This window comes from Exiguobacterium profundum (assembly GCF_001909285.1).
Lineage (GTDB): Bacteria > Bacillota > Bacilli > Exiguobacteriales > Exiguobacteriaceae > Exiguobacterium > Exiguobacterium profundum.
On the sequence record NZ_MRSV01000002.1, the window covers coordinates 1 to 22,405 of the forward strand.

At 40.5% G+C, this 22,405-nt stretch carries 25 protein-coding genes; 13 read left to right on the forward strand and 12 right to left on the reverse strand.

Features of this window, described 5'->3' with window-relative positions:
* Window positions 1–237: 237 nt before the first annotated feature.
* Entirely contained in the window at window positions 238–999 is a 762-nt protein-coding gene (locus BBB58_RS14565) for a helix-turn-helix domain-containing protein (protein WP_074037977.1), read from the forward strand.
* 482 nt (window positions 1,000–1,481) lie between these two features.
* Here BBB58_RS14565 and BBB58_RS14570 read toward each other — a convergent pair whose 3' ends face one another.
* From BBB58_RS14570 to BBB58_RS14580, 3 genes are read right to left on the reverse strand one after another with little or no spacing between them, the layout of a single operon-like run.
* Window positions 1,482–2,810 (reverse strand): hypothetical protein, encoded by a 1,329-nt coding sequence (locus BBB58_RS14570; protein ID WP_074037978.1) that lies wholly within the window; start codon window positions 2,808–2,810, stop codon window positions 1,482–1,484.
* On the reverse strand, window positions 2,807–3,763 hold the full coding sequence (locus tag BBB58_RS14575) for an AAA family ATPase (RefSeq protein ID WP_074037979.1): 957 nt from the start codon (window positions 3,761–3,763) through the stop codon (window positions 2,807–2,809). The genes BBB58_RS14570 and BBB58_RS14575 overlap by 4 nt, the downstream gene beginning before the upstream one ends.
* Window positions 3,764–3,785: 22 nt before the next feature.
* On the reverse strand, window positions 3,786–4,775 hold the full coding sequence (locus BBB58_RS14580) for a P-loop NTPase family protein (protein ID WP_143180278.1): 990 nt from the start codon (window positions 4,773–4,775) through the stop codon (window positions 3,786–3,788).
* Window positions 4,776–5,042: 267 nt separating this feature from the next.
* Here BBB58_RS14580 and BBB58_RS14585 point away from each other — a divergent pair, with 267 nt between their 5' ends.
* Window positions 5,043–6,083: a hypothetical protein gene (locus tag BBB58_RS14585; protein WP_074037981.1), complete on the forward strand. Its 1,041-nt coding sequence runs from the start codon at window positions 5,043–5,045 to the stop codon at window positions 6,081–6,083.
* 738 nt (window positions 6,084–6,821) lie between these two features.
* Here BBB58_RS14585 and BBB58_RS14590 read toward each other — a convergent pair.
* Window positions 6,822–7,370, reverse strand: coding sequence for an Abi family protein (locus BBB58_RS14590; protein WP_074037982.1), 549 nt, complete (start codon window positions 7,368–7,370; stop codon window positions 6,822–6,824).
* A 572-nt stretch (window positions 7,371–7,942) separates the two neighbouring features.
* Between BBB58_RS14590 and BBB58_RS14595 the strand changes: the two genes are divergently transcribed.
* Both BBB58_RS14595 and BBB58_RS15210 read left to right on the forward strand, forming a co-directional pair.
* Window positions 7,943–9,385: a caspase family protein gene (locus BBB58_RS14595; RefSeq protein ID WP_074037983.1), complete on the forward strand. Its 1,443-nt coding sequence runs from the start codon at window positions 7,943–7,945 to the stop codon at window positions 9,383–9,385.
* A gap of 715 nt (window positions 9,386–10,100) precedes the next feature.
* Window positions 10,101–10,277 (forward strand): hypothetical protein, encoded by a 177-nt coding sequence (locus BBB58_RS15210; protein ID WP_167365534.1) that lies wholly within the window; start codon window positions 10,101–10,103, stop codon window positions 10,275–10,277.
* Window positions 10,278–10,748: 471 nt separating this feature from the next.
* On the opposite strand, the gene BBB58_RS14600 is transcribed toward BBB58_RS15210, so the two are convergent.
* From BBB58_RS14600 to BBB58_RS14615, 4 genes are all read right to left on the reverse strand, one after another.
* A complete protein-coding gene (locus BBB58_RS14600; protein ID WP_074037984.1) occupies window positions 10,749–11,390 on the reverse strand; it encodes an ATP-binding cassette domain-containing protein in 642 nt (213 codons plus the stop codon).
* A 13-nt stretch (window positions 11,391–11,403) separates the two neighbouring features.
* Entirely contained in the window at window positions 11,404–12,897 is a 1,494-nt protein-coding gene (locus tag BBB58_RS14605) for a hypothetical protein (RefSeq protein ID WP_074037985.1), read from the reverse strand.
* A gap of 21 nt (window positions 12,898–12,918) precedes the next feature.
* The gene (locus tag BBB58_RS14610) at window positions 12,919–13,701 is read right to left on the reverse strand and encodes an ABC transporter permease (protein ID WP_074037986.1); all 783 of its coding nucleotides are present in this window, start codon (window positions 13,699–13,701) and stop codon (window positions 12,919–12,921) included.
* Window positions 13,702–14,059: 358 nt separating this feature from the next.
* The gene (locus BBB58_RS14615; RefSeq protein ID WP_244150798.1) at window positions 14,060–14,443 is read right to left on the reverse strand and encodes a hypothetical protein; all 384 of its coding nucleotides are present in this window, start codon (window positions 14,441–14,443) and stop codon (window positions 14,060–14,062) included.
* A gap of 266 nt (window positions 14,444–14,709) precedes the next feature.
* Here BBB58_RS14615 and BBB58_RS15215 point away from each other — a divergent pair, with 266 nt between their 5' ends.
* The 5 genes from BBB58_RS15215 (at window position 14,710) to BBB58_RS14635 (ending at window position 17,060) form a co-directional block, all read left to right on the forward strand.
* Window positions 14,710–14,862, forward strand: coding sequence for a hypothetical protein (locus BBB58_RS15215; RefSeq protein ID WP_167365535.1), 153 nt, complete (start codon window positions 14,710–14,712; stop codon window positions 14,860–14,862).
* Window positions 14,862–15,245, forward strand: coding sequence for a hypothetical protein (locus BBB58_RS14620; RefSeq protein WP_074037988.1), 384 nt, complete (start codon window positions 14,862–14,864; stop codon window positions 15,243–15,245). The genes BBB58_RS15215 and BBB58_RS14620 overlap by 1 nt, the downstream gene beginning before the upstream one ends.
* A gap of 343 nt (window positions 15,246–15,588) precedes the next feature.
* Window positions 15,589–16,215: a helix-turn-helix domain-containing protein gene (locus tag BBB58_RS14625; RefSeq protein ID WP_074037989.1), complete on the forward strand. Its 627-nt coding sequence runs from the start codon at window positions 15,589–15,591 to the stop codon at window positions 16,213–16,215.
* Between the two features lie 99 nt (window positions 16,216–16,314).
* The gene (locus tag BBB58_RS14630) at window positions 16,315–16,767 is read left to right on the forward strand and encodes a hypothetical protein (RefSeq protein WP_074037990.1); all 453 of its coding nucleotides are present in this window, start codon (window positions 16,315–16,317) and stop codon (window positions 16,765–16,767) included.
* A 47-nt stretch (window positions 16,768–16,814) separates the two neighbouring features.
* Window positions 16,815–17,060 (forward strand): hypothetical protein, encoded by a 246-nt coding sequence (locus BBB58_RS14635; protein ID WP_074037991.1) that lies wholly within the window; start codon window positions 16,815–16,817, stop codon window positions 17,058–17,060.
* A 398-nt stretch (window positions 17,061–17,458) separates the two neighbouring features.
* Here BBB58_RS14635 and BBB58_RS14640 read toward each other — a convergent pair whose 3' ends face one another.
* Window positions 17,459–17,839 (reverse strand): hypothetical protein, encoded by a 381-nt coding sequence (locus tag BBB58_RS14640; RefSeq protein WP_074037992.1) that lies wholly within the window; start codon window positions 17,837–17,839, stop codon window positions 17,459–17,461.
* A gap of 304 nt (window positions 17,840–18,143) precedes the next feature.
* On the opposite strand from BBB58_RS14640, the gene BBB58_RS14645 reads away from it, so the two are divergent.
* The 4 genes from BBB58_RS14645 to BBB58_RS14655 all read left to right on the forward strand — a co-directional run bounded on the left by BBB58_RS14645 (window position 18,144) and on the right by BBB58_RS14655 (window position 20,080).
* Window positions 18,144–18,986 (forward strand): ComEC/Rec2 family competence protein, encoded by an 843-nt coding sequence (locus BBB58_RS14645; protein ID WP_074037993.1) that lies wholly within the window; start codon window positions 18,144–18,146, stop codon window positions 18,984–18,986.
* Window positions 18,983–19,207 (forward strand): DUF3006 domain-containing protein, encoded by a 225-nt coding sequence (locus tag BBB58_RS14650; protein ID WP_074037994.1) that lies wholly within the window; start codon window positions 18,983–18,985, stop codon window positions 19,205–19,207. The genes BBB58_RS14645 and BBB58_RS14650 overlap by 4 nt, the downstream gene beginning before the upstream one ends.
* Window positions 19,208–19,259: 52 nt before the next feature.
* Window positions 19,260–19,349 (forward strand): ASCH domain-containing protein, encoded by a 90-nt coding sequence (locus BBB58_RS15680; protein ID WP_500683365.1) that lies wholly within the window; start codon window positions 19,260–19,262, stop codon window positions 19,347–19,349.
* A 164-nt stretch (window positions 19,350–19,513) separates the two neighbouring features.
* Window positions 19,514–20,080: a hypothetical protein gene (locus tag BBB58_RS14655; RefSeq protein WP_074037995.1), complete on the forward strand. Its 567-nt coding sequence runs from the start codon at window positions 19,514–19,516 to the stop codon at window positions 20,078–20,080.
* A 133-nt stretch (window positions 20,081–20,213) separates the two neighbouring features.
* Here the strand turns inward: BBB58_RS14655 and BBB58_RS14660 are convergent, their stop codons facing one another.
* From BBB58_RS14660 to BBB58_RS14670, 3 genes are read right to left on the reverse strand one after another with little or no spacing between them, the layout of a single operon-like run.
* The gene (locus BBB58_RS14660; protein ID WP_074037996.1) at window positions 20,214–21,650 is read right to left on the reverse strand and encodes an ImmA/IrrE family metallo-endopeptidase; all 1,437 of its coding nucleotides are present in this window, start codon (window positions 21,648–21,650) and stop codon (window positions 20,214–20,216) included.
* 4 nt (window positions 21,651–21,654) lie between these two features.
* The gene (locus BBB58_RS14665; RefSeq protein ID WP_074037997.1) at window positions 21,655–21,942 is read right to left on the reverse strand and encodes a hypothetical protein; all 288 of its coding nucleotides are present in this window, start codon (window positions 21,940–21,942) and stop codon (window positions 21,655–21,657) included.
* A gap of 5 nt (window positions 21,943–21,947) precedes the next feature.
* Complete coding sequence (locus BBB58_RS14670; RefSeq protein WP_074037998.1) at window positions 21,948–22,397, reverse strand: hypothetical protein; 450 nt, start codon at window positions 22,395–22,397, stop codon at window positions 21,948–21,950.
* Between the last annotated feature and the right edge of the window lie 8 nt (window positions 22,398–22,405).

Here is a 22,405-nt window from a genome sequence, read left to right on the forward strand (position 1 = left end):
GATGGCGTCGTTCGCGGGCTGAGGCGGCTGAGCGAGCTGAACGGGACGAAGCTCGAGGGGCTTTTAGGGTGAGGCGGGGAGTAATTCTCCGCTTTTTTTGTCTATCTATAAAAATTTGACAAGAACTCGAGTGAAACTATACTCAATTATAAAATGATAAAGTATCAAGATGAGTAGTTGAAAAAACTAGCCATTAAATAAGAAGAAAACCTGCATTAGATAAAGGAGAACTTAGCCATGGAAAGTTTAACGTTTTTCAAAATTTTAATGTTACAAAAAAAGCTGTCTAATAAAGATGTAGCAAAAGAATTGGGTGTCAGTGAAGTTAGTGTAAAAGACTGGATTGACGGAAAAAAAAATATTCCTTATAAAAGATTAGATGAATTGAAGAAGGTTCTTGAGATAGATAATCCTGATTTATTATCAGAGAAGATGAGACTGCCCACGCCTGAAGAGATGGGGTTGGTAGGGGATACATCTGTAGAAAACGTCATAACTGAGAAAAAAACGGAACAGATAATCTGGCAACCCGTGGGAAGTGATCTAAGAAATTTTTATAGCAGTATCTTAAGTGAAAAGGTTTCATCTCCACCTGTCAGTACAAAAGATATGCGGTTGGAACCGGTCCGCGAAGAAGTGGAGTTGATTGAAAGTGGATTTGTATCGGTATGGGGTGTTCAAGATGGCAATAACTATATGACGTTCAATAAATTTCAGCGTATACAAAAAGGTGATATAGTCATGTTTTATTCCGCTCAGAAGTTTATCGCATATGGGACGATAGTTGGGAAAATTATTAGTGAAGATTTGTCTATGGAACTTTGGAAAAGCCATGATTTTAAGAATATCTATATCATAAAAGACGTAAGACCCATGGACGAAGAATATTCAGAATGGACCAAACAGATTTATGGAAAGGCGAGCAGATCGCTTCAAGGCTTACGCATTCTTGATGAAGAGAAATCGAAACATTGTTTAAAAATTTTGGGTCAAATTTAACAACGAATGCAAATTAAAAAAGATAGGGTGGCTCATGGAAGTTGAGAATAAAAATTCACTTCTACGTTTTTTAGATAAAACTTAGTATACTTCCTAGTGCGCGTTGTTGTAAAAGTTCGAATTTAAAGGTCGTGGGTTTGAATATCCTTTCTGGTCTTGACATGGATGAGGTCCTTCATAGATATAGTTCAGGTATAAACAGGATAAAATAAACGGCCCTATCGAAAGAGAGGGGCCGTTGTCGACTGGTAAGTCCAGCCTTCTAGTTGATTGCTTATAATGTAGTGAAAAGGGATGGGCCATGTCAATTAAAGCAACTAAAGTACGGTGATAACATTGTGTTACTAAAAACATCATTAAAAAGAAAAATGAGGCTAGTGCGTTAGTTAAATTCGTGGTCTATATCTGGGCATTTTATGTCAGCGCTTTTTTTAACTTGAAAATCCTTTTTGTCTCGTTTGCTATATGGGTACCTTGATATTTCAATCTACGAGTTTTTGTAAAGCATCAATCAAATCTTCGTCAATACTATCGAAATTTGAGGCGTGTATGTCTAAGAAGCCCAACTGTATGGCAAGGTCTCGTCTGAGCTTGGCTAAAGGTTCTTTCCCAAGGAGATTCAAATCGACAGTGTAGCCGACAATAAACCCTTTCAGGTCATCAATATCTCTAAACGATTTTTTAATTCCAGCAAAATCATTTTCGAGTAAATCTTCTAGATAGTTTTCATTGTAAATCTTTCTTTTCTTTACAAGTTCTTTGGCATGATTGTCATGGTAACTATATAGTGGGCCCAGCTTAAAAATCTCTAGATAGTCCTTGATATTCTTCGGCTGATGATTGACGGTCTCGAGAGCGATTTCTATGTTGTCTTGACTATAGCTTTTGATTGCTTTGAACCTGAAATAGTCATGAAGACTATGTTCGAAAGGATGAAGCCCATCGAACGGGAACTGTTTTTCACCCTTTAAAGACTGGTTACATTGTTTGCAGGAAGGAATCAAGTTATATAGAGACATCGAGAAATAGGGATAACGCTTCTTTGAATAAAAATGATCGATGTCTGCCCTGACTCTACCACTGTTCGAAAGAAATGGAGTTATGTATTGGCGATTACAATAAGGGCAGACAGTAATTTTACCGTCCATGATAAGCGAATAATCGTTCCATTCATGATTAAACACAGTCAATGAATTAAAACCCTTTAGAGTAAAACTTACTCCAGTCAATTTATTGAAGATTCGCTCAAATGCTTTTGCTTTCTTATTCTCATCCGCCTCTAATTTATTTCTAAATTTCTCTATTTCTGGAAAATCATCAATCAACAATCGAATGATTTCTACTTTTACATTTTCCGAGTATTTGTTTTCCGATGTATTATGTAGTGCCTTTGCACGGTAATAATGGTACAAAGATTTTGTCTTGAAATTTTCGTATTGAAATAATTCATATAAATATGTACTGAATGAGTTAGCAATATCTCTATGTTCTGGCTCCAACAGTTTTACAGTCCAGGGAAAAGAGGACGTAATTTCGTCTTGTAGTCCTCTTAAGAGGGTCGGGGAGCCCTTTGAAAACAAATCAACCTTGTTTTCAACAAGATTGTAGAGTCCCCACTGCTCCTCCTTTAGACTTTCATTAAAAGCATCGCCGTCTCCCCGAAAAGAAATTTGATTCAAAAAAGATTGATCCAGCACCGGGTCAAATTGGAAAGGCTTTATTTGAAGCGTCCTCAACTTAGGAAGAATGGATGTTTTGAAATATTCATTATGGCGGTTCTCTATTTCTGAACTGTAGGTGAGTCTTATCATGATTGGCCACCACCTTTATCGTGTGAGGAAATAATATAATTGATGAGCAATTTTTTCTCATCACTGCTCATGGATGAAAATAGCTCTATAGAATCTCTGACCTTGTTTGTTTGAGGGGTTGAGATGATTTGGGAAATCCTATTTTGAAAATCTACACGTATGATTTCTTCACCAATTATCTCTACGATAGATTGAATGGAGTTCAATCTATCGTTCGGTAAGGGGGTCACCCTTTCTTTTTTTGAAATCATTTCTTCCATTTTTTCTAAATTTTTGTCGATGTCGATAAATATCTTTTCAGCTAGGCTTCCGATTACTTTGTCCACTTCAAAAGATTTAGAAAATAAATTATAGATATTTTGCCCGAACGTCCTACTGACTTGATTTTTTTCATTCGAAGTTTGTTCTGTCGGGTCTATCTTCTTGAGGTAAGTGACATTATGGTGAGGAGTGTCAGATAAAATGATTGGGGAATGTGTGGTCATAATTATTTGCACCCTCTCATCTTCGAAAATTAAAGAAGTCAATTGTAACAACCAATCTACGTACTTTCTTTGCCATTCTGGATGAAACGAGGCATTACCTTCATCCACGAGAAGCCAAATATGGTTCTTTAACTCGCTTTTTTCATCTTCTTTAGTTCGCCCGTTTTTTGCCTGTAATAAGATTGAAAAAAGGTTTAAAAAGTGTCTCTCGCCGGCACTCATCCCCCAAGAAAAATTTAGGAACGGATTTGGCGATATGTTTTCATACAGATCGAGGAATGTATTGAGGTTGGTATTCTTTAAAGATAGTACGTATCTGCTCTCTTCGAAAGAATCTTCAGACATCGAGCTGTATAGAACATCATGAATCCACTCAAGAGTTCCCTCATAGCGGGTAATAACGTTATTTTTCCTTGATGTATCGTAATCAAATATCTCACTGTAGAGATTTGTCATATATTTGAACAAGTTTTCATCTACCAAATCTGGTTCAGAGAAGACATTTGAAAATGAAACGAATTTTTTTCTCGTGTTGACCAAAGTTTTCTCGTCTGATTTTAAAACCAAGTCCTCTAATAATTCGTATAGGAAAATTTATCATTGCATTTTCATATGTCATCGTATATAAGGTCAATTTTTTATGTCTCAGGATGAAAGTGTCTTGAATTTTATTCGAGATTTTACGAGTGGCTTTTTCAACAGCGTTCGTATCTTTGTGGTTCTTTGAAGAAAATAATTCAACTAAAGAGCGATGCACATTATTGTTATCGACTTTAATTTCAAGGCTATCAGGTAATTTGAATGGAAGGGTAAAGTTATGCCCACCCTCTTTAATCTTTTCATTAAAGAAATATATAAATTTTAGTTGTCTTGATGTCTCGTTCAAAAAATAACGCGCGATAGGGTTGGTGATGGAGGAATTTTCTGAATGCTCATCGGATAAACTTCTCATCGTCGAACCGGTAGATCCATTGAAGACGGAAGCGGATTCCAGCTCGAAAAAGTCTCCTCTGTCTATGGACTCGGTGATGTAAATTATGCTTTTTTTAGTCACATATCCGTTCAATTCGATTTGCTCTATAGTAGTTACGTTGCTATTGGTTACATCATCACTGCCATAAACTCTAATCTCCTCTTTTATGTTCACTGAATGATGGAAGATACTCCTCGTCTCATCGTCGAAGAAGATACCCAAAAGCCCATCTGAGAGAAACTTGTGCTGGCTAAAGTCCAAAAAACTTTGTATCGTTTTTAACAAAGTTGTTTTACCAGCACCGTTGTCGCCGATGATCACATCAATCCCTTTAATGTTTTCACGTTTACCCAACAAGTAGCTTTCGATTTTTAAAACATCGGGGCTGAATGAAGATAATATGACTTCATTTGATTGCTCATCATAGCAAATATCGAGGATGTCGTGGAACTTGTATTCTTCAAATTCATGTTTAGATTTTTTCTTAAGTAAATAAACAAGTCTCAATGTCATCAATCCTTTTAAAAAATTATAAGTTAAATATCAATAAAAAATATTGATCTCCGAATACGGTATTTATATGTAAAACGTTCAATGTTCCTCTATAATAATACATGAAAAATTATGTAATACATTCATATATTTTCAAAAATAAAGGGACTTTTCTGAAGGTATTTGGTTTGAGTTTCAAATCTATGGGTGATACTTTAAAGAGTAAATTTATATAAGTGATTCATACCCGGAAAATTGAATCAGTTGAAGGGAAGAGAGTTGATGGGTCAAGAAATACTAAGAACCTATGGTGTTAAAAAAGAATTGGAGTATGCGACTGACAATAATTTCGAAACATTTGTTCAGTATATTTTAGGACTGGAAAATAATAATTATATAGGTACACGTATGAAAAGAGACGATGGAGTTGATGGTTTAATAATAAAAAGGGAATCGAATGATAAAAAATCAGTGGTTCTTTATTCAATTTATGGTCCTGAACAGTCGACTCGCTGGAATATAAAGATGAGAAAAATTGAAAACGATTTGAGCGAGATGATCAAGCACGCTGTAAAATATGATGAGTTTACGTTCAAATTTATCTTTAATTTCAAGTTAGGGTTTGAACAGGCTGAAGCATTTGAATCTTTGATGCATCAGAATGAAATTAAATATGAACTGTACAATCCGGAAAAACTTATAACGCTTTTGAAGACAGACTCGCAGATTCAAAGTGCTGTTGCATTCATCGTTGGAATCGAAGGTGAAGATAGTCCTTTGACTGACTTTAATAATCATGTTTTTGCTGGAGAGGTTCTCAAGGTTCTTCAATCTTTTGACTTGAAAGAAGACTTGTCAGATAAGATGAAAAAAATTAACGATATGGTGCTCCAGGTCCTCTCCTATCTCTCAGGTGAACATTTAACAATCCGTCCACGCCTGTTTTCTCAAAAGCAAGAATTGAATGCTCAACTATATTTGGTACCCGACAGAAGACAGTTAGTTGAAAAGACAAAAGTCAATTCAGGTCATGAAACAGCATATTTAGTTCATGATAAGAAAAAAGAAATTCAAAGACTATCAAAAGAAGAATTTCAAATGCTATACGATGGATTATGGGAAGAACAGTTGACTGTTTTATCTCCATATAAAGGTTGCCTGGCAGTCAAGGTCGAAAACCTTTTAGTAATCTATACGATACTTGAGAAATGCTTGAGGGATTTTGAAAACTCTGGCGATATGGACCTTTATAAAGTGTTGCTTCGAATGAATCATCAACAAAAATTTCATTTTTCAAGACTTGAGGTGTCGAGAAATTCTTGAGCCTGGAAAAATCGAAAGTTTGCCATCTAACCATCCAAGCGACTCGCTTTCAAATTTAAATAATGTGCTAAAGAAAAAACGATGATGTTCAATATAGAGAATGGAACCCATTTTGAAAATAGTGACGTAAGCTTGTGACACATGATATGGCGTGATTCCAGTAATCTTGTACTGCGTTCTCGAAAACTATCTATAGATGATTACGGCCGTCGAAATATACCGGTCAAGCGATTTATTTTTACCGAATAATCACAAACAAATTACCGAGCGATGCCATAGCCCCGACCATTCTCTATATTGCCTTCCATGATTAATATTCACACCCGATGATGTGACATTACCATAGGCAGGGCTTTTAATTCTACGCTGTTCGGCCATCCTGAAACTTAAAGAGCAAGGACTCGGCATTAGAAGCATAGCGGCTAGCACTGGTAATTCGCGTCAGAAAGTGAACAGGCGACAAAAAAGGCTTGATGGGCCGTTAGATAAACGCTTGCGTCGGAACGAACAAATTAAACCGGGAAGCTTCATGTTCGAATCTTTCCGGTTTTTATCTTCTTGACTCTAAACTATGTAGCAACTCTCTATATAATGACGGTGGGATGTTCATCTGACTCAAGAGCATCCCTTCGTGCCTCGAGAAGCTGATTAAGTAATCATGTATCTCTGAGGTGACCGATCGGGTGAATCGGTCTTCGATTTCTCGGTCTCGTAGATAGGACAGGGCGATGATAAAACTCAGGATATCGTCACGTCCCCGACCGTGTTTCTGATTACCAGGATCCAAGGTGGCATATCCTGATAGGTCTCCCGATAATAGGTCATCGGTTGATGTGTAGAGTAATAGACCTCGGAGAAAATCTGCAACAATAGTTCCCGCTCAAATTTCCCTTTGGCGCGCCCTCGAATCATTTTTTTCCCTTGTCGGAAGTTTCTGTTATGTTGATAGTCCTTGATGGAATGACCGTGATTCTCGGCAAGCACGTAGGCTATGACTGAACGTAACAGGTTCTCCGCGGAAAGGGTCGCCGACAGCATCGCGAAACGGATGGTGTTATCGAGTTCATAGAGGTAATAGATTTCCGAGAACGTTGTACCGGATTCGAATTGCTCTTCTTCACTGTCTATGTTGATGAACAGGTCTTTGTAGCCATTGATGATTTCGTAGTAACTCGTTCGAGTCAAGGCCTCTTCTGCGAATATCGGATCATCAATCACCAGACCGCGCTCTTGTAGCAATTTCAGTTGATCGGTCGTTGACTTGAAGACCTTTTCCGGTTTTGACATGTTTGTGCTCCTTCATAGGCAGTATATGATTAGTATAAAATAAACGGCCCCTTACCGAAAGGTAAGGGGCCGTTGTTGGCTGGTCAGTCCAGCCTGCTCATTGATTACTTATACTATATTCGACCGGTACCAATATGTCAATGACAACGCTAAACATAATAGCACAGATTCAGCGAACAAGTAAAGAACTTTTTAACTAAATATAGATGATAAGGGTGGATTATGGTAGAGATAAGACTATATGTAGTATCTATTCAGCAAGTGAGGAAATTATGTTTGTGTTCGATCGTCACATCATTATGTAGTCAAACTCTGTAGGTAAGGCTCCCTGACGGGGAAGAAAAAATAGATTTTCTTCAGGTAACGTTGACTTACCAATAACATGTTCCAGCGGACAGTTACTTGATCATAAGATGGCCTTGGATGCATGACGGATTAACTGAATAAGCAATAGTGAACAGGTTTGTTCGTATAACAAATAGCGCAATAAGAAGTTGCCTTTGCCTCGTTGTGGGAGCGTGGTATATTGTATAATACAATATATGTAAATAGTAGAGAGGCAGGGGGTAAGTTTGTACAAAGCGCTATTAATCGCAGTCAACGAGCAACGGAATCATGAGATAACGGCTCTTCCGAACACTTTTAACGATGTCAGCGAAATCAATCGATTGTTGACGGAGGCGCCGGCCATCTTCCGACAATCCGATGTGCAGATTCTGAGTGGGAACTTGACGACCAAGTCGATATTAACACATACACTGAGAAGCTTTTTTGAGGAGGCGTCCCCAGAGGACGTCTTGTTCCTCTATTGGGCGGGGCATGGGGGATTCAGCGAGACCAGTGCGTATTTCCTTCCGTACGATGCAGATCGTCATGCTATCGGAGACACGAGCATCAATATGTCCGACGTCCGGGATCATATCGACCGAACGCCGGCGCGCACGGTCTTGAGCTTTTTTGACACATGCCATAGCGGTGCGGTCATGCGATCAATCGACAGTCTGATGGACAGAGGGCTTGAAATCAAAGGATCTGGGAAGTTTGTCATCGCAGCGTGCACGGAAAATCAGTCGGCCTGGGATCGTGATGGACACGGCGCCTTCACCGATCATTTGATCCGTGGTCTGGAAGGTGGGGCGACGAATTCGAGCGGGGAAGTCGATATCTACAACCTCTATTCGTATGTCAGTCAGGCACTATCTAACGAGTTCCCAAATCAACATCCTGTCATGAAGGGTAAGCTCTCCGGTCCACCCGTCGTCATCAAGAATGTGAAGACAAGAGAGGCCGGATCGAATCTGTCACCGGCACCACTCTTCGATGGTGGGCAGCGAGTGGTCGACAACTCTGGAGATTGGTTTCTACTAGGACGTGTACACGCACGCTACTTCTCCTATCGCTACAATCGTTCTGACAAGTCATACATTTTGATCTTGGAGGCCAAACCCAACTCAAAAGGAATCGAGGAGGTGCTCAAGCAGATGTGGAGAACGGAGCAACCGCTCGCGATTGAGGACTCGGCTGAATTTGTGCGTGTAGACGAAGTGGATGTCGAAGTGGTTGGGGGCGAAAAAACAATCAATCTCAAGCTGGTCTCCAGTGATAATAAGCATGGGAATCCTATGTTTGATAACGCTTCGTTCAATGGTATCACACCTGATGAAATTGCCAAACTGAGAATCGACCACTATCTGTTCAACAAAGAAGTGCCAAGCCATGTCAAAATCGGTCATTCATCTTCAGTCATTTATGGGATGTCATCCGACTATGAGGTGTCCGATCGATTGATTCCGGACCTCCTCGATCAGCATGTACCGCTGGAATGCATCAGGCTTCACCTGATCGCGGTGCTCGTCTTTAAATCCATCGTGGCTGAGGTGAGTTCTTTGAACTTGTATATCGAAGATCACGCCATCACCCGTATCACCCTTCAAGGAAGACGTCCCCGCGTCTACACAAATGTCACGCCGTCAACCATCACGGTGGACCAACCTGTACATTTTTCATTGAAATGATTGTAAAGACAAGAAGACGCAGAGCAAGTAAGCATAATCAGGAGAATCGAGATGAAGCATGCTTGCCGGATGCTTTTTTAATTAAGAACACCGATGGATGAAAAGATGACGAAGAATGCAATGGTGTTTGTAAGCTTATACGATATGTCCAAACATGTGGTCAGCCAAGGCGAATCGGAGAGCCGTGAGTCTCAACAGTGAAATACGTTTCAAAGTCAGGTGTTACCACCGTATAAAAATTGCAGGATGAAGCAGGATAAAAAAAACGCATCCTTCGATTTTACGAGGATGCGTTTAATCAATGTGATTCTATTTGACCGTCGAATAAGTATGATTACTCTCCGACCATGCCATCTCCGTCATTGTCTTGCATATAAGGATACAGCCAATGGCCACTTCTGATTGGCATGCTGAATCCGGAATCTTTGACTTCTTGAATCGTCTTATCGACCAAACGGATGGTCTCCCGGAACTCGACGGATACGTCCCATGCCACGACATGAATGGTAGGATGTGAGCGAAACTAGGCAGAGACGGTGTTAACATCCCGAGAGGAAAGCAAGGCAATCGGCCGTCTGGTCTCAAGGTCGCAGGTGATTGTCCCGTACTTTTTTCGTTTTCTTCAAGCCCAGTCATCGATACCGACCCGTCCACAGGATGTACAACGGTGTTTGTTCTGTGGTCAGCTTATCTATCCGAAAGGGGACAAACCATCATGGAACTATCTGCCATCATCGAGGTCATCCGCATCAACCAAGAGGTTCACGAGGAAATGGTCGCCCTCGAGCACGCCATCATCCATTCTCCGGACAGTGCCCGACAAATCGGGTCATCGGCATCCCGCCGCTCGAACATCTCATCCTCGGTGCGGACGAGTCATACGTCAGCATGAAACAGCGAGGTTAAACGTGAAGGAGTGGGGCCGGTTGACCGATCTCGGTCCATCCGAGAAGAGCAAGGACGAAAGACGTGCGTTTTTCTTTTGTGGGGCGGCGACTCGCGTTGCTCTCGCCTGGACCCAAAAATCGGATTCGTCAAAAGGAAAACAGGAGAGCGTCAACTCTTGTCGGGACAACGCTCCACTGTTCAATATCATTTTGAGTTTTTCAGTGACCTCATTAATCTATAGGAGTTGTGTTCTGATTCTTCGGCAATAGTGTAAAATCGTATCGAGCAAAAACTGTAAATTTTATCTAGGTTCACATCGTTCTGAAATCTTCTTCAAAATTTTTAACGACTGTTAACTTTTCATTGGCAGAGTACTTATTCTGGACATAGACAAAACTCCCTTAAAATATACAGTTTTATTATTTCAACTGTACATTTTTGAGGGAGCCATATCGTTTACGCTTCATATGTTTTTTTATTTTTGTACCAAGTCAACCTTGCTTTGATTGATTCTATAAACTTTATCACACAGCGCATCAATATCTTCAGAATTATGACTAGTTATAAGAATCGTTTTTCCTTCCTTCTTGAAATCTAAAAGCATGTTTCGTAATGATTTTACACTGTCATGATCAAGCGCATTAAACGCTTCATCTAAAATAAGAACGTCTTGGTTCTCCATAATGGCTTGTGCAATCGCTAATTTCTGTTTCATACCTAATGAATAATTTTTTACCTTTTGTTGATTCTTTGGTTGTAAACCGACTTTAATCATTGTTTCTTCAATTTCTTTATCGTTAATTTTATCTTGAATCAAAGCGAGTTGTTTTAAATTTTCAAAACCTGTTTTATTTGCTATGTAACCTGGACGATCAATAAGTATCCCAAAATCTTTTGGAAAGCGGTTTTTTTTATGTAGCTTGTTATTTCTTACTGTTACTGTCCCTTCATCAGGAAAAACGAATCCACACATCATTTTAAATAAGACAGATTTACCTGATCCGTTTGGTCCAACAATACCAACAATTTCACCTTGATTGATTGTTAAATCAACACTATCAAATAAGATATTGCCCATATATGTCTTCGATACGTTTTCTAAACTTATTATTCCCATTTTACTACCCCTTTCATACTTTAAGACTTTTAGAGAACATTACTTTTAAAAACATTAAAGAACCTACAATATAAGCGAACAAAACAATTAGCAAATGCTGAAGACTGAATGACTCAGTAACGATTACAGCATTTAATCCAACCGGAAAAACACCCCATACATTTATCCCTGGTAATAACATAAAAGATAATACTCCAAACAAGATTAGTAAAAAATAACCCTCAGAGGACTTCCATAAAGTAATAAAGCTAAAAAGCAAATAACATACAAGCTGAAGGAATGAGAAACAAATGATAAAAAGAATCAAGTTACTATTCTGTAGTGATGTTATGTCTGTTTTCAAAGAAGGGTCTAACCCATTAAAGATCCCAAATAAAACTACAAATCCTATAATGGATAATAAAACACTGAAAAGGAACAATGATTCTTTCATAAATACTTTGAAGAACCATTTATCAATACTTCCGTATCTAATAATTTTGTAATGACTTATTTCACCGATTTCATGAGAGAGTCGAATTTGGCTTAAATATGATAATCCAAAAAAAATAATCAGATATGCAAATAAAGATGTAAAAGAAGAATTAAAAGCACTCACTCCCAAGAAAATTACCGTAATCCAGTCACCCAGTGTTAAAATATCTACTTTGTTATTTTGATAAGTCATCAAAATATAAATAAATATCAATGTACTGTAAATAGTATAAGGGAGCGTCTCTTTTTTTATTATCCTAAATATTTTTTTTAATTCAATTAAATACTTAATAATAAAAAATTCAAAAATAAAAAGCGTTATAGGAATTATAAAAATGATCCATATACTTGATAAAGCATTTATTGCAGCAGCAATTGTAAAATAAACTGAAGGAGATAAAAATTTAAATTCTGATGGAAAAATTTTAAATCCAAAAACACAAAGTAAAAATAAAAGAGCTGCCTCGATATACAAGTACTGGTACTTCTGATGCATTAAAAATAATAAAACCAGCATTCCATGAAGACTTATTGAAGTAACTATCCATAATAAGAATTGAAAGAATAGTGGTGCTAGAGGATTTTGAAATTCTGAATATAACTCGTTTAATTCGTTCACACCATTAATTAATTTGCTATATTCACTCCAGTGCATCTGGAATGGTAAGCCGATAGACATTAACAGGCTAAGTATAAACAACAGGACAAACATAGGGAAGATTTGAACTAAAAATTCTTTAGTCGTATAAAGCATCCATGAATTGAACGACTTTAGTCGTATAAGCAATATGTAATCAAATTTAGTAGTGATTGTTTTGACTGAAGTAAAGATTATAATCGGAATTAAAAAATACACCATAAGATATGAATCATTTTGAAGTGAGTAGATCGGATCCCATATATTGATATTTAATGAGTATTCTCCTGCAAAACTAAATATTTGTTTTTTTAGATATAAGCTATAAAAAAATATTACTGTACCAACTAACAGCCACTTTATTTTTGTAAATTCTTTAAAGATTGTTTCAAGCATTAAATTTGTCACCTGCTTTACTTAATTGAAAGTCCATTCTTCTTTTTTTGAAATATATACTTTGTATATGATTAAGTTGATAAAAAGTATTACTGTGAATGGAACAAAAACTGTCCAAATTGGTTGTGCTGTAATATTGAACGGAAACAAGGTACTCAATGGCGAAAATTGCGGAAACTGGAAAATTCCTGAAACAAAATTTAAAAGGTGATATCCCATAAACGGAATCGAGATCGCTACAAAAATACTATTAAGTGATAATACAAGAATATAAGCAAGCGTAGCGTATAGAGCAGCATTTAATCCAATCCATATAGCATAAATCGTGGCATATAAAAACGGGCTGTTTTCAATTAAAGACGAAAATACATTCTTCACATCACCAGTCGATTCACTTATCGGTGTATAATTTACTAACCCTAACCAAGGCTCGATAAACTGTACAAACAAGTATGTAACGAAAACCATTAAAAATAATACAATTCCGCTTAAAATCGCGTTAACAATTCCTTTACTAACGAGATAATCGTTAAGGTTTACTCTAGTTCTCGTATAAGTCAAAAAATTATTTTTATACTCTGAAATAAATGAAGGAACGTATACTAAAACCGCAAGAATTGGAAAGATCATTGCCGGAATAGTAGAGATACTCTCCTCAAAAACTTCAATTGGCTTAAAAAATTCATAAGTATTATACACTGTTAAAAATTGGATTAAAGGGACGATGAAAATAATAAATGCAAATAATATTAAATTTTTAGTTGTCAGCGCATTTACCAATTCTTTTTTAATTTGCTTAAACATTGATTAACCTCACTTCATTTTCATCCTTTTGTTAAGGAATTAATTATTTTCAAATCAAAGATTCGAGTAATTTTTTCACAAATATTTACTATCCTTAAAGGAATTATTTTCTATCTTAAGATTACTCTAGAGCACCTTTTTAAGTAAAGTAACTTTTAAACAGGAAAACTCTATATTGATAAAAACACTTCTATTTTCCTAAAAAAATGTGAAAAAGAGTTATTGTGCCTATTGAATACAATTTATAAAACGTAAAACGACCTAAGTCCTAAATATAATTGAACTCAAGTCGTTTACATTTTTATTCACTATAGTAGCATGAGACAAATTAATCTTAACTTTTAAACAAAAATATTTATTAGTTACTTATCCAAGATCCTGTAACTTTTACATCTACTGGAGTTGTAAGATCGTTACTAAATTGAACACGTGCAGCAGTCCCTTTATTAATTGAATTTGGAAGACCGCGAGTCTCATAATCGCCTACACCACGAACCCAAGATCCTGTACCAGATGATGCTGCCATACGAGCGTCAACTGTATAGTCACCGCCAACAATACTAGATCTCAATTCACCGCGAGCATCTGAGATCGCCTTAGTTTGAGATGTAGTGTTTGCGGAACCATTGTAACTCCCAACTGTCACGTTGTAACCCAAAGGAGTAGTTGCTGCTTGCGCAAAACCAACAACTGATAATAAACCGGCTGTAAGTCCCAATGTAGCTAAAGTTTTTTTCTTCAAGATAAATTCCCCTTTTCCAATAATCTGTATTACAAATTCCATAATAATACTTTTCACATGATATTAATACCAAATATATGGATTATATAAAAAATAAATACAAAGTCCTACATATATATTTAAATAAACAATGCAATATGGTCCTTTTTCCTATATAAGCTCGGGGCTTGTTTGAAACAAGCCTAGGGCTTATATGAAATAAGCTGAGATGTCGAGTGGTCAGATTCGAGGTATCGTTGAGCTATCAAATGGAGAGGATGATTCAGATGGATAATTTTCAACTAGACCAACAGACGATGGACGAGATGACGGAGGTGTTGCTTCGACGTCTTCCTGACCGGCTTCAAGAAGATTTTGACGACTTAAAACTCGTGAGCATGGATCTTCTTTGTGATGTGAAGGAAGGGGGTGAGACGTGATGGATGAAGGGCTGCTTGATGACTATGCGTTCGCGGGATTGGATCCGTTCGTTCGGACCGTGTTCTCGGAACTGATGGAACATCCCGAGTGGATGCGTGTTGTCGACAAGGAACATTGCGTCGAGAAGGTCGTCCGGTTCGATGACGGACGGAACTCGCCTTACTTCCGCGTGGTGATCTATCTGGATGCAGAAGAGCGTCCAATCAAAAAGGTGTATCTATATGGGACATGGGTGGTGGGGAATGGAAACGTCAGTTTTGTGGTCTCAGAGCTCTCCAAGGGTGTATTCGAATATGAAGTAATGCATGTCCATTGGCTCATCAAGTATCGGTTCGAGGATTGGGGCGTGTCTGAAGACGGGGCATGGGAGAAGGAATGGTGATCCGGGCTCATGCGTGAGCGTCTAACGCTTCGTGGCGAAGTCGCTCATCGCACCGCTGCCTCCCTGACGGCCCGATAACAAGAGCTGCTGGCTCATAAGCCACATCTCTATGTTCCTGGTCCTTTCTGACGGAAGGCACGGGGCGTAAGAACAAGGTCAAAAGCAAGAGCGTGGGCGCGTCTAACGCCGCGCGATGTACACCATTCGGCCGAATGGTGTTTTTGTTTGATGTGCATTTAGTAAATTCTAATCAATGCGAAATCGATTAAAGTAACTGCTTACTTTAATACAATGCTCATGGTATTATTTAATAAAATCATCATTGTGTTAAAGGGGGATATGTATGTATACGATTGACGAAGCATTTGAAATCTTATCGAAGAACAAGCTCACAAGCCATAAGGAGACGGTCCGCAACTGGGTACGAAAAGGCGTAATCCAGGCAGAACCGCTCGAGTCGCGAAAAAAAGGCTATCGGATCAGTGAGGAGGCGCTCGAACAGTTCATCAAAGAACGGATGCCGGAAGGATGGGAGCTGTATCCGGAGTCGGTGACAGGGGAAGCTCGGGATGTCGTCAAGAATGAAGACGAGGTGCCGTATCACGTCGAAATCGATATCGCGGCGATTGAAGAACGAGGGCGTATTGACATGTGGCATCAAGTGGCCGGCCGTTGGCTATGGGAAGGGGATTTTGACATCAATCGTAAGATGGTGCGGAATGCAGTCGCGCATAGACGCTACTCAAAAGAGTTCGAGCAGCTGGTATGGGAGCGATGTCTCAAGAACAGTGCTCCCCGAAAAAAACCACGCGTCTTGTATTTAGTTGACGCGTTCTTATTTGAAGGAGAGCGAGTGCCGTTTGATAAGAGTTTTGATATGAAAGAAGATCAAATCCTGCAGGCCCTAATCGAACATGTCCGTATGAGTGCAAGGTCAGGAAAATATAAGAATGAAGCTGATACGACGTGAAAGATTCGTTTCATATAAAGGACGTGCGCAGTCCATCGGCGAATTGAATGTCTAGATGAATGAATACTCTTTTCAAAAAGACAGGTAGGTGGTGCGTTGATGCGAAAGGATTTGACCGGACGCCGGTTCGGGAGATTGAGTGTTTTAGAGTTTATGGGAACCGAGGCAGGGAGAACAAGGTGGCGTTGCCTATGTGACTGTGGAGAAGAAGTCGTCGTCAAGGGAATCTATTTGACGACTGGAGACACCAAGTCATGTGGCTGTTTGAAGCGGGAACAAGAAAAGGTGCATCTGCGAGATGAGTATGAGGATAAACGTGTGAACGATGTCATGTTGCCCTTGTTCAAGGGAAAAGAACCTCGAAAGGACAGCTCGACGGGTTTCAGAGGCGTGTCAAAATATAAGACCCGCAAGAGCCAAGAGGTACGTTACCGTGCTTGGATCACCGTGGCGGGGAAACGCCACTACAAATCAGGTTTTTTGACGGCCGAGGACGCTTATTACAAAGGACGATTATTGTTAGAAGCGACGCATCTGCCCAAACAAGACTAGCTTCATCAAAAGATACGACACATCTCGACGTAGAAACAGGAGGACATATGGGAACATACACAATTGACTACCACACAGGTGTGATAAGGGAAGTAGATGCAGAGCTCGGTCAAGTGAAACGGCAGGCCGTCTCGGGTATCGCGTACACACAGGAGAATATCAGCATTCGATTGGATGGGGAAGTCGTGACTACGGCTCGATGGTATGGATTGGAACCGGAGGCTGATGACGACGTGCTGATGCGAGTAGGAGATGGTTTTTATCAGATGTGGGACGATGAAATCGAAGGGTGAGGTTTACTTCTTTGCATCGAGAGATTCAAATGTCTCATCGTTGTCGCTCAAAAAATTGATTTTCACGAATGATCATTTGGAGCTGATCTAACACTAAAAGGCGTATTCTCCCATCGCAGAAGAATACGCCTTTTACAATGGTCATTGTGTTAAGTGCAGGTATATTACTCCTCGCCCATCCTATCCTTGTCATTGTCACGCAGATAGGAATAGAGCCAGTGGCCATTGTCGAACGAATCGGTGATGACATTCCCTCTCACAGTGTAGGTGTACTTATGTCGTAACCAGATACGTGATGTCCATCTCGAATTCGGTTGCGCCGCCGACCTATTGGATGACATCATCCGTACAGAATATGTGTAGGTATATGTAGACGAATCTGTATACACCTAAATCAATTATATCCTTTGCATCCTCACGATGCGCCAATCCTTCAAATTTTGGGTTGCCATATGGTTGGTGACCCGTTCAATCATTCTAAATTTTTCGCTCTGAGAAAAATTGAAGGCATCGTCCGGTAGTTCCAACTCGACCTCGAGCGTGACCTTTACTTTCTTTTTTCGTTTCTCGAATCGGTGAAGCAGATAATCCTCAAGCTCATCGATGATTTCCGCGTCATCAATGCCATCAGAGGACTTCAAAGCGATGTTCAACCAAGGATTGAGTTGCTCGATGTACGCTTCGAGTTCTTGTGGTGTCGTATTCATGTATTTCCAAAGATGATCGAATCGTAGTATTTCCGTCTTGTGAACCAATCGAATCCACTCTTGAAGTTTCATGGGATGACTCCTTTTTGATTTAAGTGTATCCCGTGTTATGTATGGTAAACAGTGACGAGTTTATGTACAAATCGCATACTCTTTTAATTCTGCGCCGTCCTTAAAAATCAAAACCGGTTTATACGTCGCATTTATTGCGATTGGTTTTCGTAACCCCATTTCTTTAACGCTTCCCATTCAATTTCACCTTGATTGTTTTTGTATCTGGTCATTCTTAGTATTTAGAAGCTATTTAACAAATACCGGATTATAATAAATGTATGTTGGATAATTTTACAATAATTTTAAAGTGGAGTGATAGAAGATGAATAAATTGATCAAGATTGGGAGTGCCGTTCTATTTAGTGGAGCGCTATTGGTGTCGCCATACGGGGAAGCATCGGCCGCTACGAGCATCAAAGTCCATTACATCGATGTCGGTCAAGGTGACGCCATCTACATCAAGATGCCGAGTGGTGAGGACGTCATCATCGATGGTGGGAATAAAGGAAAAGGTGATGCCATCGTTGCCTATCTCAAAAAACAAAAAGTCGACGATATCGAAGTGTTGATCTCGACACATCCGGATGCCGATCATATCGGTGGATTAGACGAGATTCTAGACGCCTATCGTGTCGAGAACATCTACGCACCAAAAGTGAAACACACGACCCAGGCCTATAAAGACTTCTTACAAGCTGTGAAACGGGAAGGCAAGACCATCAAAACAGCACAGGCCGGAGTGAAACTGCCGATCAAAGGTGTGAGTGCGAAGTTTGTCGGTCCGGTCAAGTCTTACTCGAACAGCGACTTGAATAATTGGAGTGCGGTCCTTCATGTCACATACAAGAAGAACACGTTCTTGTTCACGGGGGACGCGGAACACGTTTCCGAGAAGGACATGATGGCGAAGAAACAGACGCTCCGAGCGGATGTCTTGAAAGTGGGTCATCACGGTGCCAAGACGTCGACGAGCAGCACGTTTCTGAACACGGTCAAACCGAAGCATGCCATCATCAGTGTCGGGAAGAACAGCTACGGGCACCCGACGTCCGAAGTAGTGACGAATTTGAAGCGACAAAAAGCGAACACGCTTCGCACAGACAAGAACGGTACAATCATCATCACGGGGAACGGTTCGAGTTACGCCGTGAAAAAATCCAAATGAAGAGACGGCGGGGAATCATCGACCGATTTGAAGGGGACTTGGCCGTCATCGAATTCGGGGAAGTGATGGAAGATATTCCGAAGTCACGACTTCCGGAAGCAGTTCAACATGGCGACGTGCTGTGGTTTTACGAAGACGGGCGAGTTGAGGTAGATGTAGAGGAAAAGCAACTCCTATCAAAGGAAATCGATGAGTTGATGGAGGAACTCTGGGAAGACTAAACATTGTTATTAGATTGGTATATTTTGAAAGGGGAACAAAAAGATTCATCAAATGGGATTCCATTCCGAGTATTTTATTCTAATTCAAAATGGTATCAAGTCGATTGAAGTAAGATTAAATGACCCTAAGACAATCTATTGAGATAGATCATTTTATTGAGTTTAGTGATACTTCAAATGTAAACAAGAGGTTGAGAGTCAAAGTTTCATGTTTATCTTCTTCTGAGTCCTTTTGTGAACTGCATTTGAACGAATCTTTTGAGAAGATGTTGAAATGGAATAAGAGAATCAATGGAGGCCATGCTTATGGAAAATATTTTTCTCACAAACTTTAACAGACAAATCGACATAATGCAGAACTTTCAAGTGAAATCGTTCGAACTTCCATCGGAAACCATCGAAAACTTTAACAGACAAATCGACATAATGCGGAACTTTCAAGTGAAACCGTTCGAACTTCCATCGGAAACCATCGGAAACTTTAACAGGCAGATCGATGTAATGCGGAACTTTCAAGTGAAGCCGTTCGAACTTCCATCAAGAACTATTGAAAAATTAAGCGAACAAATTGATATGATGAAGAATTTTCATTTGAATAATTTTATGGTGTCGCCAGAGATAATGGATTCTTGGGAAAAAAGCATGCACACTCTTGTATTTCAGGAAGGCATTAGATTGTCCGAGATTGAAAAAGATATTGACTCGATTGAGCAAACAAAAAATGTACTTTCAGATAAAACGATTGCTTACAGACTTCTATTCATTTTGACGAGTCTACAGATGGTTGGAATATCATTTTTCGAGTCTCCTCAGACAAACACGATAATAGCACTTCTTCTTGCTTCAATATTTGCTCCGAAAGATAATCGTTAATTAAACAGAATGTAAAAAAGAAAACTATTAAGTGATATTTTATATTTTTTAGGCATGTACATTTGCTTTAAGTGCCTAATTTCGTGTGTAATCAAATTAGTATAGGGCTGAAATCAGCCCTATACAGGAAGAACTAAATCAATCTTTCGATATTTAATATAGCGGTTCTTGATAAAGATGTCCTTTCTTCTTCGAGTAAAACATTATGCCAACTCTCTTCAAGGTTTTTGAGAAGTGGTTTTTCAATTTTGTTCTTCTTCTCTAGATCGTGCAATGGATGCACGGTTCTTTCAGGGTCGAAATGACCACTGACTAATAGCTGATTCGGTAAGGCGATTGTGTAGGCGACAAGTATATCTTCACTAAAGTCATGATTGTTGGTGACACCGAATGATTGGAACCCGAATCCTTTATCGTGAATATACATGAGCGGCTCATCGATACGATCCACCTTCAGGTTCGTCTCGAGGGCCGCTTTTGCGTTCAGATAAGGCTCCACCTCCTCAGGAAACACATTCAGTACGGCATGAACCCGTTCATTAAGACTGAGGTCAGCGTCTTTCCATCCTATGCGGCGGTTCAACTGCTCGATATATTCAAGTGGGATCTGTTCCTTTTCGTGCTCCAATGTGAGTACCTTTTCTAAGTGTGACTCGATATGGTCGATAAAAGTCGCGGATGTCTGATGGACCTCCTGCAACAATTTTTCCTTGTCGAGGAGTTCCTTGTCTTTCGTCCAACCGGCCAGATAGGAGAGCGAGAAGTCGTCCGTCGGGAACCCGAGTTGATGTGAGACGACATAGGCGACCATCTCGGCCTGAAACTCCTTCTCGGGTGCCGTAAGCGGTTTGTCCCGTTCAAAATTCCGTTCCTGATTGTGCAGCTCCGCATGAGCGAGCTCGTGGATCAGGACGCTGATGTCCTCAATCGGTGTGTTCCGCGGGTTCAAGGCGATCGCATGTAACTCCGGATAGTAACAACCCTTCGCCGTTCCGATCTCGTCGAGCGGTTCCTCCAATAGCGTCACATTCCGGGCATCCGCGAGCGTCGTCAAGGCGTCAAGGATGTCTTGTTCGTTCTCCATCCCGCCGTCCCGGTGATACCGTTTGAAGATGTCCGAGACCTCAATCCCTTTCTCGCGCGCGTCGGTCTGCGTGTACTCGAACACGTGACCGATTTTGAAGTACATCATCTTGCGTGACGGGACTCGCCCTTGTTTCACGCCGTCCTTGATCGACTTCGGTGCCTTGCTGAGCGGTACCCATTCATCTTTGTGTAAGGCGTACGTCACCGGGTTCGGGACGAACACTTTGATGCCACGTTCACCTTTTTGAACCTGTGCGCCTTGCTTCTCCCAGAACGGATAAGAGCCGACTGCGACTGCGCCGGGGAACTGGGATTCGATCAAGACCGCGTTCCGCATCGAGTATTGATGGAACTTGCCGAGGAACTGTAGATGCTCACGAATCTTCTCTGGGCTTTCAAAATAGCTGTCGATTTGTTGTCCCATCTGTTCGGTCAAGGCCTCGAGCTCGGCCTTCCGTTCTTCGTTCGTCTTCATCTTGGCCATCGTGTCAGACTCCTTCCTTCAACAAGTCGGTGACAGATTCATCACTATCCGCAAATTCGTCCAGTTCACGCTCGAGTTGTGGAGACGTTTCCGGTATGTCGAGTAACAGCTGTGTCCGCTCGAAATTGACGGGAAGCAAGACGATCTCGTCTTGCGCGACGGCGGTCAAAAGTTGGTGCTCGGAAACGGACACCGGGATGTCGTATCGCTTTCCATAGATGAGGACCGTAACGGTATCCGGTTGAAGCGTCAACAGTTGTCCCATCGTGAAGGGACGGTCAAGTGGTCGCATAAGATTCATCCTCTCTCAAAAGTTAGTGTGTCCTTCTTCTGTTTTTGATGCTCGATGCGTTCCTGCACGACACGTTCGGCTGTCGCGAGGAACGTCGGCTTGAACTGGTCCGTCGTCATGATGTCCTCGATGCCCTCGGTCTGCATCAGCGCCTGCAGGAGCTCTGTCAGGATTTGTCCGTGGCGGTCGGAGCGGTTCGCGGCGAGCCGGATCCGTTCGAGTTCCGCCGATATCTGCTCGTTCATCAACGCCTCGATATGACGGGAGACCTGTGTGCTGATCGAGCGGGTGAGGAACTGCATGTCCCACTTCTCGTCGGCCAGTTGTCTATGTTCTTCTGTGATATGGTCGATGACCTGACCGAGATGGCCGAAGCGTTTGTCGTCGGCGAACTCCTCCAAATACGCGACCGTCTCCGGTTTTAATCGGAGACGGATCTGTCTCAACTCTTCCATCATCCTCC